This is a genomic window from Demequina flava (assembly GCF_000975035.1).
GTDB lineage: Bacteria > Actinomycetota > Actinomycetes > Actinomycetales > Demequinaceae > Demequina > Demequina flava.
On the sequence record NZ_BBRA01000002.1, the window covers coordinates 672,897 to 689,123 of the forward strand.

The 16,227-nt window shown below is 62.7% G+C and carries 13 protein-coding genes; 2 read left to right on the forward strand and 11 right to left on the reverse strand.

The annotated features are described in order from the left end of the window. Window positions 1-55 precede the first annotated feature (55 nt). Window positions 56-2,839, forward strand: a complete 2,784-nt coding sequence (locus tag AOP74_RS11765; RefSeq protein WP_061962541.1) for a helix-turn-helix transcriptional regulator — start codon at window positions 56-58, stop codon at window positions 2,837-2,839. A gap of 13 nt (window positions 2,840-2,852) precedes the next feature. Here AOP74_RS11765 and AOP74_RS11770 read toward each other — a convergent pair whose 3' ends face one another. Continuing rightward, a complete protein-coding gene (locus tag AOP74_RS11770) occupies window positions 2,853-3,500 on the reverse strand; it encodes an NADPH-dependent F420 reductase (protein WP_061962542.1) in 648 nt (215 codons plus the stop codon). Window positions 3,501-3,661: 161 nt separating this feature from the next. Here AOP74_RS11770 and dcm point away from each other — a divergent pair, with 161 nt between their 5' ends. Continuing rightward, the gene (gene dcm / locus AOP74_RS11775; RefSeq protein WP_082096357.1) at window positions 3,662-5,071 is read left to right on the forward strand and encodes a DNA (cytosine-5-)-methyltransferase; all 1,410 of its coding nucleotides are present in this window, start codon (window positions 3,662-3,664) and stop codon (window positions 5,069-5,071) included. Here the strand turns inward: dcm and AOP74_RS11780 are convergent. The 10 genes from AOP74_RS11780 to AOP74_RS12375 form a co-directional block, all read right to left on the reverse strand. Continuing rightward, window positions 5,046-6,128 (reverse strand): PD-(D/E)XK motif protein, encoded by a 1,083-nt coding sequence (locus tag AOP74_RS11780; protein WP_236683827.1) that lies wholly within the window; start codon window positions 6,126-6,128, stop codon window positions 5,046-5,048. The genes dcm and AOP74_RS11780 overlap by 26 nt on opposite strands. A 1-nt stretch (window position 6,129) precedes the next feature. Beyond that, window positions 6,130-8,349: a Z1 domain-containing protein gene (locus AOP74_RS11785; RefSeq protein WP_236683818.1), complete on the reverse strand. Its 2,220-nt coding sequence runs from the start codon at window positions 8,347-8,349 to the stop codon at window positions 6,130-6,132. Window positions 8,350-8,870: 521 nt separating this feature from the next. After that, the gene (locus AOP74_RS11790; RefSeq protein WP_152649285.1) at window positions 8,871-11,102 is read right to left on the reverse strand and encodes a DUF262 domain-containing protein; all 2,232 of its coding nucleotides are present in this window, start codon (window positions 11,100-11,102) and stop codon (window positions 8,871-8,873) included. A gap of 502 nt (window positions 11,103-11,604) precedes the next feature. Beyond that, a complete protein-coding gene (locus tag AOP74_RS11795; RefSeq protein ID WP_082096325.1) occupies window positions 11,605-12,153 on the reverse strand; it encodes a PIN domain-containing protein in 549 nt (182 codons plus the stop codon). Window positions 12,154-12,161: 8 nt separating this feature from the next. Next, window positions 12,162-12,617, reverse strand: coding sequence for a helix-turn-helix domain-containing protein (locus tag AOP74_RS11800; protein ID WP_061962546.1), 456 nt, complete (start codon window positions 12,615-12,617; stop codon window positions 12,162-12,164). Window positions 12,618-12,726: 109 nt separating this feature from the next. Next, entirely contained in the window at window positions 12,727-12,963 is a 237-nt protein-coding gene (locus tag AOP74_RS11805; protein WP_061962547.1) for a PLD nuclease N-terminal domain-containing protein, read from the reverse strand. A 72-nt stretch (window positions 12,964-13,035) separates the two neighbouring features. Beyond that, the gene (locus tag AOP74_RS11810; protein ID WP_061962548.1) at window positions 13,036-13,845 is read right to left on the reverse strand and encodes an amino acid ABC transporter ATP-binding protein; all 810 of its coding nucleotides are present in this window, start codon (window positions 13,843-13,845) and stop codon (window positions 13,036-13,038) included. After that, window positions 13,829-14,497 carry an amino acid ABC transporter permease gene (locus AOP74_RS11815; RefSeq protein ID WP_061962549.1) on the reverse strand — a complete coding sequence of 223 codons (669 nt, stop codon included), beginning with the start codon at window positions 14,495-14,497 and terminating at the stop codon, window positions 13,829-13,831. The genes AOP74_RS11810 and AOP74_RS11815 overlap by 17 nt, the downstream gene beginning before the upstream one ends. Continuing rightward, window positions 14,497-15,336: a transporter substrate-binding domain-containing protein gene (locus AOP74_RS11820; protein WP_061962550.1), complete on the reverse strand. Its 840-nt coding sequence runs from the start codon at window positions 15,334-15,336 to the stop codon at window positions 14,497-14,499. The genes AOP74_RS11815 and AOP74_RS11820 overlap by 1 nt, the downstream gene beginning before the upstream one ends. A gap of 441 nt (window positions 15,337-15,777) precedes the next feature. Beyond that, window positions 15,778-15,996: a DUF6131 family protein gene (locus AOP74_RS12375; protein ID WP_236683819.1), complete on the reverse strand. Its 219-nt coding sequence runs from the start codon at window positions 15,994-15,996 to the stop codon at window positions 15,778-15,780. Window positions 15,997-16,227: the final 231 nt, after the last annotated feature.

Below are 16,227 nucleotides of genomic sequence, written 5' to 3' on the forward strand. Positions count from 1 at the left end.
GGCGCGCTGTCCGAGCCTGTCGCGCGCCCGCTCGCGTCTGGCTGGAGGTGGCGCGGTGGACATCGTGGGACGCGATGCGGAGGTGGATCACTTCCGCGCGGCCCTGGCCGCCGCACGCGAAGCACGCGGTTCCACAGTCGTGATCACCGGCGAGGCCGGCATGGGCAAGTCCGCGCTCGTCGAGGCATGCTCCGGGATTGCCCACGCATCAGGCTTCACAGTCCTCACCGGCCACTGCCTGCCCCTTCACGATGTGCCGTTTGGCGGGTTAGCCGATGCGCTCCGTCCCCTGGCCGCAGGTTCCGCAGATGCGGCGGGAGACCTGGGATGGCTCGTCCGGTCTGGGCATAGGGCCGATGCTCGCTCACCTCGCGCACCCGTCGATGCCATTGTGGTGGCCGGCAGCGCGGCTCGCCTGCTGCGGGAGGGCACGGCGCCGCGTGAGGCGGTGATCGTCGTCGAGGATGCGCACTGGGCGGATGCATCCACGGTTGATGCGCTTCTCGCGCTCGCGCGTGACCTCCGTCACGACCCCGTCGTGATCGTTGCAACAGTGCGCACACCGTCCTCCGACAGTGCCGCCTCCCACCTGAGCAACCTGTTGAGAGTCCCGGGGTCACGCCACCTGGCGCTGGGACCGCTGGAGTCCGATGCCCTCGAGGGTTTGCTCAAAAGTTCCATGCCACATGCATCACCGGCCAACCGCGCGGCGGCGCTGGAGCGGTCCGGCGGGAACCCGCTGTTCGCCCAAGAGCTAGCGGCCCACCTCCACTCGGAGTCTCCGGGATTGCCAGACCAGGTAAGTGACACCTTCGCCCCCGCAATCCAGACATTGCCGGACGCGGCGCGCGCGGTCGTGGTGATCTGCGCGCTTGCCGGCGGAACCATCACCCACGATTTCCTGGCCCAAGCGGCGGGCACGCCGAGTACGGAACTACAGGCGAGCATCGGCGCTGCACTGCAGTCACGCGTGCTCGTCAAGCGGGCCAATGGCCGCCGGTACAGCCTCCGGCATCCCCTCATGGCGGAGTTCCTCGTGGAAGCGACCCCGTATGACGAAGCGCGATTCATTCACCGGACGCTGGCCAACCTCCTTGACGAGGATCCTTCGCTCGCGCTTCACAGCGCCCCCGAAGAGATCGCCCATCACTGGATCAGCGCCGGCGACGTGGACCGGGGCGCTGCGGCATCCGTCGCTGCGGCTCGGGACGCGCAGCGGCTTGGCGCACAGGGCGCCGCCGCACACCACCTGGAACGAGCCGTGGAGTTGGCCGAGTCCGCGCAGGCCACCTCCACGCCACCGTTAGGCGACTTGCTGAGCGATCTGGCGATGAGCGCCGAACTCGCCGGCCGCAATAGTGATGCCGCTCACTATGCACGCCGAGCCGTCGATGCTCCTGCCGACTCCGATGAGGTCCGAGCGCTCCGAATCCTGGTGCTCGCTGAGATCTTGCGGCGCAACCCGTGGGCGGGCTCCGCTCAGCAGGCGGCGAGTCTTGTCGATGACGCTGCGGAGCTGATCTCTGACGGCACGCCGCAGGCAACTGCCCGCCTTGGCCTCGCACGCACATGGCCCTGGGATACCCACCCGGAGGCGGTCGCGGCCGCATCACAGGACGCCCTCGCCGCGGCTGAGGCAGCTCAGTCTCCAGCGGCAATGTGCCAGGCGCTCGCCCAGACCGGGGCAGCGCTGGGCATGCTCGGTGATCACGCGGAGGGACTCAAGCGGCTGCGGAGTGCGCACGACTTGGCTCAGGCCGCCGGCTTCCGTGTGGGCGTCCACTCCGTCCGCATCCCCACCGCGGCGATGCAGACCTACACCGGAGATGTGAACGGCGGCGCGGATGCGGCCATCGCCGCACTGGCGGAGCTGCGTGGAGTCTCCGATGAGGCGCTCTTCCGCGAGGCCCTGACGGGTTTCGCGGTCCAGGCATTGTTCCTCGCCGGGCGCTGGGATGAGGCCGAGGACGCTACGACCGACGCCACCGGCGACGGGCTCTACACGACGTGGCTGCTCATTTGGCGGGCCCGCCTCGCTGCGTTCCGCGGGGACGCCGCGCTCGCAACAAGCGCCCTGGAGATGGCAGCCGAACGCGGAGCGCGTCGCACCGTGTCCTGCATGACAACGCAGCTGTGGCGCGACCTGCTCACGGATTCCACACGCACCCCCGATCTGGCTGCGGTATCCCGCGCGGCACGCGACCCGTGGGCAGGGCACGCGGGCGCCGTGAACGAACTCATCTTCGTCTCAATCGCGCAGACGGCCGCAAGCCCCCTGGGGTCCGTCCGCAAGGCCGCCGCGACGTTGGTGCCGCTACTGCGGGGCAACCCCGGTGGCGTACCAGAGGCCGATGCTTGGGCCGCATCCGCGTGCGCTTACGCCGCGATGGCGGGCGTGGCGCACGAGGACCCACGCCAGGCCTGGAGGGACGCCTTGGCAATGTGGGAGCCCCTGGACGGGTGGCGTCACGTCACGGCGTTCTTGTCGATCAGGCTGGCTGAAGCACTCAGTGGAGGTAGTGAAGCGCGTGCGCTCCTGGATGATGCCGCGGACACTGCCAAGGAGCTCGGCTCTCCCCCGCTCGAGCGCTTGGCGCGCTCCGCAGCCGTCCACACCTCAATTGTCTTGCCGCCCCAACCCGACGCTCCGCGCGAGCGTCTCACGCCGCGCGAGGACCAAGTGTTGGGCCTGGTAGCTCAGGGCCTGTCCAATCGGCTGATCAGCCGAGAGCTCGGGATCAGCGAGAAGACCGTGTCCGTGCACGTCTCCAACGTCCTCAGGAAGTTAGGAGTCGCGTCGCGCACGGAGGCGGCGCTGCTCGCCTCACGCGAGCGATAAAGAGTGCGGACCTCTACGTCTGCTGAACGCGCTCCGTCTTCGTGAGCGTCTCGCGCAGTTCGTCGGCGTTCATCCGTGGACCATAGCCGGGGGTGTCACGCTCAATGCGCCAGCTCTCCGACAGGCCGCCCATGTCCACGGCGTCGTAGCCAAGCGTGTCCAGGAAGATTCTCGCGATGTCCTTCGCGCCCGGGTCTGAACCCGCGATCGCGAGCGCACGCCGGTCCTCGGTGCCTGCTGGCAGTCCGTCGGTGGGGATCTGCGCGGCGTAGATGTGGTTGAACGCCTTCACGACGTGCGAGTGCGGGAGGTGCTTCTGCAAGAGCTCGGATGTTGTCATGAGGTTGGCGTCGAGGTCCGCAATACGGCCGTCGCGCTCTGGGTAGTAGTTGTTCGCGTCCAACACGACCGTGTCCTCAAGCGGCTCCTTGGGAAGGGACTCGATGGCATGGAGCGGGATCGCGACCAGCACGAAGTCGCCGGTACGCGCTGCCTCGTCGACAGTGCCAGCCTTGGCCTTGTCGCCCAGTTCCTCGATGAGACCCTTCAAGGTCTCAGGCCCACGCGAGTTCGCGATGACCACGTCGTGACCGGCAGCAACAGCCGCCCGCGCCACATTGGTTCCGATGTTGCCTGCGCCAATAATGCCTACTGTGCTCATGTGGGCGGAACGTGTGGGGTGGGGTCAGGTATTCCTGCCGCACAGTGTCACAGGTCCGTGGTGGGATCAGACCCGTGCCTCACGAGAACTACACCGCACGGGTTGCCACAAGTTCCTGCTCCGGCGGCCAGCGGGTCGCAACATCAACTAAGCTGTACGCCATGCCTACCCCTGCCGACGAAGGATTCGAGTACATCGATCTCTTTGCGGGCATCGGAGGCTTCCATGCGATGCTGAAGCACGCAAATGGGAAGTGCGTCTACGTGTCCGAAATCGACGACAACGCGAGCGCGACGTATTTCAGTAACTGGGTCGAGCCTCTGTCCGCAGACGACCGTCCAGTCCTCAATCGTGACATCACCACAGCAGCGCCCGAGGACGAGACTGTCCCGATCGAGGTCCCTGCGCACGACGTGCTCGCTGCGGGCTTCCCGTGCCAGCCGTTCTCCAAATCAGGTGCCCAACGCGGAATGGACGAGACTCGCGGAACGCTGTTCTTCAACATCGCGCGCGTGCTGAAGGAGCGCCGGCCCGCAATCGTCATGCTCGAGAATGTCCGGAACATAGCGGGCCCCAGGCACCGCTATGAATGGCTGACCATCATTCGCACTCTTCGAGAACTCGGCTACCGGGTGTCCGATCGCCCAACGGTGTTTTCACCGCACCTCCTTCCACCAAAGCGCGGCGGAACCCCACAGATTAGAGACCGTGTCTTCATCCTCGGCACCTACATCGGTGCGGACAGAGTTGAGCAGGAACTCGCCGCTGGGGCGGCACCTGATCCAGTCGTCAAGCGCGCGCCCGTCGATGACTGGACCCCGGACATGTGGAGAGCGGAGTGGATTCTGGACTCAGACGACTCGATTAGCAACCTGGGGGACTACGAGCTCTCAGAGATGGAGAAGACTTGGGTGAACGCCTGGGACGACCTGATACATCGATTCCGTGCCGCTACAGGAACCAAGTTGCCAGGCTTCCCGCTCTGGAGCGCCGAGTGGCGTCGCGAGTCAACGGTTAGCGCTGAGGAACTAGATGCGCTTCCAGCGTGGAAGAGGAAAATTGTTCTCAAGAACATCAAGTTCTACGAGCACCATCATGCACTCATCGACTCGTGGCTCGCTGACCATCCTGAGTTCGCCGACTTTCCAAACTCTCGCAAGAAATTGGAGTGGCAGGCCCGCGAACTGGAGTCGCTTTGGAACACTGTCATGCACTTCCGTCCGTCCGGCATCCGAGCAAAGCCTCCCACATACCTACCGGCACTAGTTGCTATCACCCAGACGTCGATTTACGGACCACGTCAACGGCGCTTGACTCCACACGAAGCCGCTCGACTTCAGGGCCTGCCCCGAAAGTTCAGCTTCGGAATTCAACGCGATGCTGCGTCATACAAACAGGCTGGTAACGGCGTCGCGGTTGGGGCGGCTTGGCACGTTTTCCGTGAGCACGTCATGCGAGACAAAGCGGATCTACCTTTGTCACTTGTGACGGCAGTTGAGCGCGCTGAACTGGCACCGCCGGTCGCGGTGTCGGCCCCACCCTCACTTAGGCCGAATTCCGATTCTGCCTGAACAAGCCAAGAACCTTGCTTGCGGCCGACTCGAGGTCTGTAAGCGGATTGAGGTCGCCGTCGATCTGATCTGGTAGCGAGATCCTGAAACTGAGCGAGTCCAGGTCGAGGTGGACATAGTTGACAAGGTCCTGCGAAGAAGGCAACTCAATCCTGGGATCGGCAAGCTCGTAGAGCCGCTCGAACGTCGTGTAAAAGGGTCGCTTCCATTCGGCCGAACTCATGGTCGGCGCGTCTGAATTTTGGAGATCTCCGTACCCAGCCACGGCGGTCTCGAATAGTTGCCTATCCGTCGCATGATCCAACATTGCCCGGATGCTCTCGATTATTCCGGGAAGCGAGTCCCCGTACGTCGCGTCGAGGTCTAGCCATTTCAGGCCCACACTGAGCAGAAAGAGATCGGTTTCTGGCACCGAGTCGACGGAGACCCCGCACTCGATTTGGGCGATGCCGTTGATGTGGTGCCTACTCGCAGCACCTGTCGTCGTCTTGACTTCTACCCCGACGGAATCCAACTGAAAGTCGCGGGTTGTGCGACCTGACCCCATCCATGCCGCCGCAATGAACCCCCGCTCCTCGGGTGCCGCACCCCGGAGAAGCGCACGCAGGAACAGCAGTTCCCCCGCGAGCCCGAGAACGAACGGGCTACCGGCGTGTGATTCCTCAAAGGCCAACGCGATAAGCGGTTCGATATCCGCGTACGCCTGCTGGACATTATCGTTGATCCCTGCGGCGAGCAGCTCAGCCGAAATGAAAGCCGCGACGCGGTCGAAGTGCGGAGCATTGGGGAGCCTGATACGACTTGCGCGCACTACGCCTCCGGTGTTGGATGACCAATCACCGTGCTCTCTTGCCGCTTGCACCACCCGGCTCTTCCCGTGCAGTGGCGGACCCGCCAAAAAGAGCTCGACACGACCGCCCGAGTCACGCGATAGGCCGAGTTTGTGGTCGTTGTCGACCCACTGAACCACACGCGAGCGATCGTCACTCGCGACTGTGAGTCCATCGACCTGCTCACGAAGCCACTCGTACTGGGGATCAAGTGCGTATTCGCTCATGTCAGCCACGTGGGGTTCCTCTCATAGCTTGCACGAAGTCTGGCCCGCCTCGAGGTATCGAGTATCCAACCGCGATCGTCGGCTCCTCGGGCGACCGATCAATGACGTGGAACAGAATGAGGCCATCTTCGCCCACGAGCCGTGTTCGATCTGCTGCCGCGCGAGGCTCCCGCCGAAGCGCCTCGTAGTCGAAAAAATCGTCTCCTCGAATTGGCCCATTCTGGGAGCCCCATGCAGGATCAATAGTCCGGTCATTGTGGACCGTACGGGCCATCGTGCCGACAGGAATCGAGAGATCTCCCAGAGCGCCTGTCGTGACCGGCCCTCCGGGTCCGAAGCGAACTGCTACATTGAACTTTGCAGTGCGCAGAGCGCGTGCGTTGGCGTCGAGTGTTCGCCACATTAGGGGCCTGTGATCTGTCGTATAAAGGCCCGGCACTCTTCGGTTGAGGACCGCCGCCCAAAAGCGGAGGTAGGCCGCCACGGAATACGGCGATGCGTTCATCTCGCAAAACGGCGTATCCACCCGCGGAGCCCGGTATAACTCGGGCATGGTCGGGCTCAGCCCCGCAGCCCGCGCGGCGGACTGCCAACGAGACGCTTCCACACCGTCGCGGTCAGCACCGTGTTCGGTGTATCGCAGACGGTCGAGGAGATCGGCCGCGTCAGGCAGCGACAGAGTCCTGGAGCACAGATAACCCCTCGGGTGACGCGTAGGTCCCACCACGGTGCCCGGTTCGCTCAATAGACTCGCCACGAGAGCACGGTTGTCTTCGTCGGCCTGTGGCCTATTTAGAAGTGGGAACAGTTGACGGCTACCAGGCGACAAGCTTATGCCGCGAGTGTTCGCGATCTTCCCTGTTGCCAGGAAACTCCTCCCCTGCAATACGACTGGGTCGGAGACCCCTCCGCCCTCCATCGCTGCCAGAATGTCTTGTCGCAAAAGTTCATCGTTGTCATGAAAGCGCGTGAACAGGTCAATCTGCTCTTCTCTCATGAACACGCGACACAGGTCGAGATATGCACCCCGGTATCCGAACCACCGCTGCATCTGCATCTGGGTATCCGCGAGCGGATGCTCGGCCGTTCGCGTGAAGACTGTCGTAAGCAGACCTTCCAATGTCAAACCCCGGGACATTACGTTGCCTGACACGAAGATCGTGGACAGGTTTGCTGGCGCACGCCATTCGCCATCGCTTGAGATGGGAGAAAACTGTGGGCGTTCATCGGCGTTGTCATCGCTATTTATGACGGCCAGCGACGTCGCCGGAACAATCTCGTCAATGATGACCTTGCTCACGTCTAGCCATTGATCACTGGATGGCACCGTGCGGTTGCCCGCACCGGGTAGGGCCGCCACTGCGCTGGCAGATCTCCCATAGTTCTCGAGCCAGTGAATCCATTGCGCCGGCTTTCTAGCCATGTCGTCTCGAACACCATCGACACCGAGGTCACGACTTGGCCTCTCCCACAGGGGAGTTTGGGCCTCAACAGCATCCAATCCCATTGACCACGCATGAATCCGCCCTGCTACGTCAAAGTGGTCGCCCAATCCCGACGATGGATTAACCAGCATGCTTGCGACAGGCGGTAGATGGTGCTGCGCAGCCTCCAAAGAGTCGAAAGATGCGCGCTTGGCTTCCGCAGGGGACATCAGCTCAGGCTTGCGCATTCGACGAATTGCAGCAGCCACCAAGAACGCCCGTACTCCGTCGACGAGTTCTTCATCACTGTCTGTACTCGCGACACACAAGGGAACTTTATCGAGCGTCTTATAGAAGGCTTCCCCGCCTGTGTACCAGGCATTAACGCCTTCCGGGGCCTTGTACGTACTCGTTCGCACATCGATGTGGCCATGCGGACCCGGCGTGCGCAGGGCGACGATGAAGTCCCGGGGTGCCAGCGCGTTGTCTTGCTCTTGCAGGAAGTTAGCTTGCGGTGTGGCGGTGTACGCCATGTATGTGGCATAAAGGCTCGCGTCCAGCGTTTGGTCGCTCTGTTTCCGCGACTGCCACAGGTCCAGAATTCTACGCGGAACCTGTTTGGTCTCCACTGTTGCCGCGTCGCCGCCGGGAACGTCGATCAAATTGTCGATTGACGAGTCATCCGCCTCATCATCGATCACAAGCACATGGAAAGGGCGCCCCGCCGCCGCAACTTTGGGCGCGACAACACGTGTCATGAGCACTGAGAGCCGCTCAAGGTGTGCCGTGTTTTTCATCGTGACGGCGATGACAGGCCGTCGCGCCGCGATCGACTGCTTCATTGCCGGCCGAGTCAGCGTGTAAAGACCAGCCGGTCCGGGCAACGCGTCCGCGTCCGCTATCAACGATGGGAGGGGCATCAGCGTGCGGCGCCTCAGCTTGTCTGGATGCGAGTCGACTTGCCCGACAAAGCGTTCAAGGGTCTGCAACCACAGCGAGCGGCGCGTGCCCGCGAGAATCACAACAAAGTCGACACCCTTGTCCAACGCGAGCGCGGTGACGGCCATCATCGACGCCGTTTTGCCTGATTGGACCGCCCCCATCACGACACCGGTGCGCTGGCGTGTCGAGTTCCACGCTTCGGCCCCTGCCTCCGCAACGCACTGGTCGACTATCAGTCGCGAATCTTGCTCGATTGCGGCCCGGCTCGTTTCGCTAATTCCACTCCGCTTGAGTTCATTGGAGTAGGCACCCCACCAGCTCGACGGAGTGGGCGTTAGAGTCTCCTGATCCGGTGGCGTCGGCACAACCATGACCACTACTCGTCAGTCAAAGTCGACATGCGCACGAGCCGGTCGAGACCGGACGAGCCATAACGAGAGACAAGCACATCATGCGCTTCGTCAGGGTCAACATCCAAGATCTCCATGATCGACGCAACGACGCGTCCTGTGTGCTTCCACTGCTCCTTGGACTGGGTCTTTCGCGGTCGCCGCCACTGCTCAGAGGCACTGGCTTCAGCAAGTGCGTTGAGCCGTGCGTCCACAATCGACCGAGTGTCGTCGCCATAGGTCGCGCAAGCCGCCGCAAGTCCGACGAGGGTTCCTACCAACTGAAGCTCTTGCCACTTACCGTGCTTAAAGCCCGGAGCCCACGTTTCCGCCGGAATCACGGCCAACGCGTCAACCGCGTGATCCAAAAGCAGCATCGCATCCAGGACTGTTTCTTCGTCTCGGAACTTTGACCGCCTGTTGTCAGCGACTTGCTTCAACATGAGGTTGATGTGCGCCGCAGTTGAGCGCGTGATTTCCTGAGAGTCGTCTTGGACGACGAGCGCGGCAAGGACCCAGGAAAGCACTTTGGTGCGCTTGTACCCCGCTTTGCCGAAGCCGTAATCATCGAGGACAACTGGAGTCGATTGGAGGTCATCCCACTCGGCCGCCAAGAATGGCGCGACCAACTCAATGTTCTCGCTATCGCCGGCAGTGATGAGGAGCCCGCGCATGAGAGCCAAGTGGTGATACAGCGCGTTGCGGATCTCCTCAGCGTTGAGGTGCTTGCCTTGCTTGTTATAGAGGCTGAAAACCTCGTGAACCTGCGCGGGTGTAGCCGATTCGTACACGATGACCGGAATCTTATACTTCGAGACCTGTTCAAACAGCGAATACAACTTGCGCTTTTCGCCAACGATGGTAATCGCATCCTTGCGGATCTCTGAGTAGTAGTGCCCTCGGAGATGTTGGAGATCACCATCAAGTGACTTGACGTTGCCCTTGCGCAACGCGAACGGGAAATAGTTGCGTCGCTCGACCTTCGCAGTCAGACTCTCGAGTTCGTGTTGCTTCCACAGCTTGCGGAACTTCGGATAGTCCTCATGGAAGATGTCCTCGAGGCCATCAATACCCCACTCCAAGGCCTTGGCGCGGACAGTTTCCAGCGCGACTGGGTGCTTCCCGGTGAATCGAAGAAGTGATGTGAGGCGCTGTTTGCCGTCGACGACGTCGTACCGTGTGCCGTCCTCGGTCAGTTCCTTGAGCAAGATGATGGACGGAAGCGGAATCCCGCGCAAGACTGACTCAATAAGTTGCTGTGCGTCTGCGGTCGGCCACACATCCGCGCGTTGGTACGAGGGACTCAGTTCAAGATCATCATCGGAAGCAAGCTGCACAAACTCAGAGATCGGCCACGTGTCAGCGGAAGCCACAATTGGACCTACGCTCTCACTCTCTTCCTCTTCTTCGAGACCTTGCCAGGCCTCGTTCCATTGTTGGGTTGCAGACCCAATTGTCGCCCCGCCTTCAGACGATGCTTCCAGAGCATCCTCGAAGGCCGTGCGCAGTGTGGCCGCCAGTTCCAGGCGCTCGACCAATCGAGCCGCCACCGCCTCCGTGTCGACGGCATTTGGGTCGAAACCGAGCGCCCTAGCCAGACTTCGATCAAACTCCTCGGCAGACGTCTGATCCAAGTCTTCGGGCAGTGCCAGCCAACCTTGCACGCTCGCCAGGTGGGCACGCCAACTACCGTCCGAAAACTTAACTTCGTCTGCCAGGAGGTTAGCCGCGATAAACTCACGCCCGTTAGGTGCGTCACCTTCCTGGCTGAGTTCCGCGATGAACTCGGCAATGCTGTTTTGCGTGTCCGCCGCGATCGTGTCCATGTGAAGTCCCTTTCCTTGTCCCTCGCTGCCGCGAGGCACGGGTGCGAGGATCATGAGTTCGCGCACCAAGCGCTCTTCTACGCCAGGCTCAGCGGCAACCATGTGCTCGACCACTCCATCAACCAAGCGATTCATGCCCGTCAAAGTGATGGTGTCTCCTGCGCTGAAGCACGTAGCGTCCCAGTTGACACGAAGTCGTGTGGCCAGTACACGACCGCACTCGGCCTTGGTCGAGACTTCGCTGAGGTCAAGCATGATCGCACGAGCCAAGGATTCGAGCGCAGACCGCTTTTCCTTGCTGCCGGGTCCGAGCGCCTCGGGGCCGCGACCTCCCAAGTAATACATCCGCGCTACTGCATCCGCCTTGCTAGCGGCAGTTTCGTACTTCGTCACTCTTGTCCCCTCAGAATGGCGTCGCGACACGATCGCCAGTGTGCCGGCTCGAAAACGAGGCTACAGGTTGTGACCGACGGCGGTCGATCTCGCGCACCGTGTTGGGCAGGAGCCACGAAGGACTCAGCATTTCCTGCGCCTTTGGTGGCCCAGACGCCAAGGCGCTCTGCTCACGTAACTGGCCGGATTACTACCTGGACGTCGAGAGCAAACTCGGTTGGGCATCCTCCCCGAGCAGATGCTCAAGCGATGGACACGGCCCCCTAAATTTGCTGGCCGGTAAGCAACGACCTACCTTCGTCGCGCAACGTGGGCGGCTGACCATTGGATCAGCACCGCACCCTCCGCGAATCTGTGTTGCCGCTACCGACTCCGCTCACGCGGAATCTATAGCACCCTCCGTTCAGCCGCGTGAGCGAGACCGGAAGCGGTTCCCTTGCCAACTCCCGTACGGCCGCTAGCGCGACAGACCACCTCGTGACATCCCCCGCGGTACGGAGTTCTACGTCATGAGCCGCGCCAAATCAGCGGCAAATTGTGGCGCTGTCTCGTCGAGCGTCACGATGAGTTCAAGCACATTGGTCGGAGGGTTTGCATTCTGAGCGAGCATGTCATGCAACGCATGAATGACTGCGACCTGACCGAGGTCCAGCAGATCTAGAAGGAACTCGTCCGGGTGAATCGCCGTGATTCCGTACGGCTCCAGGTGCTCCGGAGCGAAGTCCTTGAGGTTTGCTGTCACGATCAGCCCGGTATTTGCGCGTACCGCCGCTGCCAGCACGTGACGATCTTTGGGGTGATTCGTCATCGCCGGAATGAGGTTGGCGTGGCCGGTGACCGTGGCGTCGGGGAACGCCCGACGCATGGTATCCACCCGCTTGGCAGCTCTTGCTGGCTCCACGTTCACGTGCCTGATGAGGTTCCGCTCGGTTTCCTCGAGAATGCCATCGGACCACAGCGGGCGGTACAGGCCCTTGTCCGCGCAACGAAGCAACACATCGAACAGTGGATACGGGATGAGCACACAGGCATCCAGTACCGCCGAGTACATCGACCGTCCTACCGCGTCTGAACGAACCCGGTCGCAGTGGGCCCCTCGGTTGCCTCGCGCGTCAACGCGTCGAGTGCCTCGCGACGCTCGGCAGCCTGACGGCGCTGGAACGCGTCGAGGTCCACGAGACGCACCCGACGGTGCCGGCCCGGCTTCGTGTACTCGATCTGGCCATCCTCAAGCAGTCTGACCAGGGTCGGACGCGAGATTCCTAGGAAATCTGCGGCCTGCTGTGTCGTCATGATCGTGTCGCGCGGCACGACCGAGATGCCCTTGCCTTGCTGCATCGCGTCTACGACATCCGTGAGAATCTCAAACACATTCAGCGGCAACGTGATCTGCTCGCCATCTGGCCCCACGAGCGCAGGCATGTCATGACCGTGGAGGATGCGCGAGACCGACGCGAGAGCCTCAGACTCGTCTGGCGTCGCAAACGTCACGGAAACTGTTTCAGATGCGGTCACGGCTCAAATTCTAATCGAAAAAAACGAAAGTGGGTAGTGCAGGCTTGGCTCGCCAACAAGGCATCTCCGCCCGCGAACGAGATGGGCATCCCACGCCACGTTACTTCCGTCACTCGCCAGGCTGGGGCACCCGGGCCCCACGCCGGCTCACCCTCCCGAACAGGAGGTAGACGACGGGCCCGAGTGGAAAGGCCAAGACGACGGCAACGGCCCACACCCACTTCGGCAACACTTTCACATCACCACGGGCAATATCTATGAGCACCACAGCCACCAGCGCGAAGATGATCAGTCCCATGCTGGACAGGCCCAACGTCTGGACACTTCCCACGATCTCGGTCGTCATTCATCCCCCAGGCATCAGCGCAACTACGTGCATGCAATGACCCCAAGGTACTCCAGTCGCGGCTGCGACCCGCTACAACGGATGCGTCAGCCGCCGCACAAACTGCCGCGTCCGCTCCTCGCGCGGAGCGCCCAGCACCTGCGACGGCGGGCCCATCTCGAGCACACGCCCGGCGTCGACAAAGGCAACCTTCGCCGCAACCTCACGCGCAAACTGCAGCTCGTGCGTGACGACGACCATGGTCCATCCCTCAGCGGCGAGATCGCGCATCAAGAGCAGCACATCGCCCACGAGCTCGGGGTCTAGCGCGGACGTCGGCTCGTCGAACAGCAACAACTCGGGCTTGAGTGCCAACGCGCGCACAATACCCACGCGCTGTTGCTGGCCTCCGGAGAGCTGGTGCGGGTAGGCATCGGCTTTCTCAGCCAGTCCTACGCGGTCCAACAGGACCAGCGCATCAGCCCGGGCCTCGTCACGCGAGCGTCCCTGGACCACGACGGGGCCCTCGATGACGTTCTCGATGACCGTGCGGTGTGGGAACAGGTTGTAGTGCTGGAAGACCATGGCGGACTGGTCGCGCAGCGAGCCCTTGGCCCGCTCAAGCGCCTTCACTCCCCCACGCCCCTGGCCTGCGGAAGCGAAGTCCACGGAGACGGCGCCCACGGATACCACCCCAGCATCGGGCGTCTCCAAGCCATTGAGGCATCGCAGCAGCGTGGTCTTTCCGGAGCCAGAGGCGCCGATGACGGCCACGACCTCGCCGCGCGAGACGTCCAGATCAACGGACTTCAGCACCTCGTTGTCACCAAAGGACTTGGTGACGCCGCGTACCGACAGCAGCGCTGGCGCGCCACCCACAGATGAATCAGGCGACAGCGACATGGCGATCCAGCCTCCTCTCGAGCCTCATCTGTCCAGAAGACAGCGCGAGGCAGATCACCCAGTAGACCAAGCCTGCCTCGATGTACAGAAGCATGAACTCCTGCGTGAAGGCGGCGATCTCTTGGGCCTTGCGGAACAGCTCGGTCACGAGAATCAGCGATGCGAGCGAGGTGTCCTTCACCAGCGAGATGAAGGTGTTGGACAGCGGCGGCACAGCCACGCGCGCGGCCTGGGGCAGGATGACCCGCCTCAGGGCCGTGCGGCGCGACATTCCGACCATGTAGGCCGCTTCCCACTGCCCCTTGTCAACGGACAGGATCGCGGCACGAACAACCTCCGCCGCGTAGCCGCCGACGTTCAGCGACAGCGCGATGATGGCGCTCGGCCATGGGTTGATGACCAGTCCCAGCGAGGGCAGCCCGTAGAACACCACGAACAACTGCACCAGCAGCGGCGTGCCGCGAATCACCGAGATGTATAGCCGCGCAATCGCGGACACCAGCCGGTTTTTCGACAGCCGCATCAGCGCAGCGCCCACGGCGAGCACCATTCCGAGCGCGAACGATGCCAGCGCCAGCGGGATGGTGCCCACCAGCGCGGCCAGCGCCAGCGGTCCTAGGGAGTCCCAGAACAGGGACCAGTCAATGCCCATTAGTACGTCGACTCCACGGAAACGTTGTCACCGAAGAACTCACCGGACAGCTCGGCCAGCGTTCCGTCGGAGGCGAGGGTGTCGAGCGCCTCGGTCACTGCATCGGCCAGCTCAGAGTCGCCGCCGGTGAATGCGAAAGCGCTGCGCGAGCCGTCCTCGGTCTCGAGCGCGACCTTCAAACCCTCGGCGCCGGTGTCGACCTTGTAGTCCAGCCACGTGAGCTTGTCGTTGATGGTGGCGTCGACGCGGCCCTGGTTCAGCAGCTCGATCGACTGCGCCCAACCTTCGATGGCTTCGATGTTTGCGCCGGACTCCTTCGCGAGCGTGCCGTAGGAGGAGGTGAGCGACTGCGCGAGCGTCTTGCCCTCGATGTCGTCCCAGGTGGTGATCTCCTCGTAGTCGTCGCGGACCACGACCACGCCGTTGGAGAACGTGTAGGGCGCGGAGAACTCGTAGACCTCTTCGCGCTCGGGCGTGATGCCGACCTGGTTGGCGACGGTGTCGAAGCGGCCTGCCTCGAGTCCAGTCAGCAGGGCGTCCCACTGGGTCTCTTCGAACTCGACGTCAACGCCGAGCTCCTCGGCGACCGCGCGGGCCACCTCGACGTCGTACCCGGTCAGGTCGCCGGTGCCGTCTGCGTGGAAGGTGAAGGGGCGGTAGGTGCCCTCGGTGCCGACGACGATGACGCCGGCGTCCTGAACGTCCGTGAGCGAGGTGTCGGTGCCCGTGGCGCCGGTGGCGTCTGCGCTGGTCTCGGTGTCGCCGCCATCCGTGGAGCAGGCGGTGAGAGCGAGCGCGGAAGCGAGACCAAGAGCGGGCAGAGCGGTACGGATCTTCATGGGGAATGCCTTTCGTGGGGCGTGTCAGTGCGCATCGGGGGCCTGGGTGAGGGCCGATGCTCAGGTATTGCCGGGATGGACCGGCAAATGCCGTATGAGGCTGGGGGGCGCGCAGCAGCGCGGCGCGCAAAGGGTTGAGTGGCCGGCAATGCGGCGGGCGCGTCTAGAGACAGCGCATGGGAGCACCACAACAGCACATCTCGCCGCGCGCGGTGAGCGAGGGGCGAGTGTGAGGGCTGAAGTGGATAGTGCTCATGACGGGATCTAACCACGGCGCGGGGCCGCGTATTCCCGGACCTTGGGCCCGGAGTCACGGAGTAGATCTGCCCCGTATCCGGCCCGCAGAAATGACAAGAGGCGGGGCCGATGAGGTTTCCCTCATCGCCCCCGCCTCCCATGTAGCGGACTTCAACTCAGCCGCTACGAAGACTTACCAAAGGCTTAGAACCAGTGTTTGCGCCCGCCAATGCTCTTGCCAGAGCGGCCCAGCAGCATAAACACGAGTCCGACAACAAGAAGGACTGTTCCGATCGTGGTCAGGAGCGGAACTCCTACAAGAAGACCAATGAGCAAGAGAATAAGACCGAGGATTATCAAGATAGATCCAATCTGTCGTGGGTCCGCGTGGGACCTGTGTACTCCTGTCGAGGGGGTTAACACGCAAAGTGCGAGGTATGTTCCCGCAGGGAGGGACGCCAGGGTCGTTCGACGCCCGGTTTCCAACTCGACTCAGTGCACCTCGGGAACGTGGGAATCAGGGCCGATGCTGGGAAAAGCCGGGGTTGTCCGGCAAGTGCCGTATGAGGCTGGGCGCGCACAACGGCGCGGTGAGCGAGAGGCGAGTCTGAGGGTTGATGTGGAGAGTGCTCATGACTTGACCTCATCACGGCG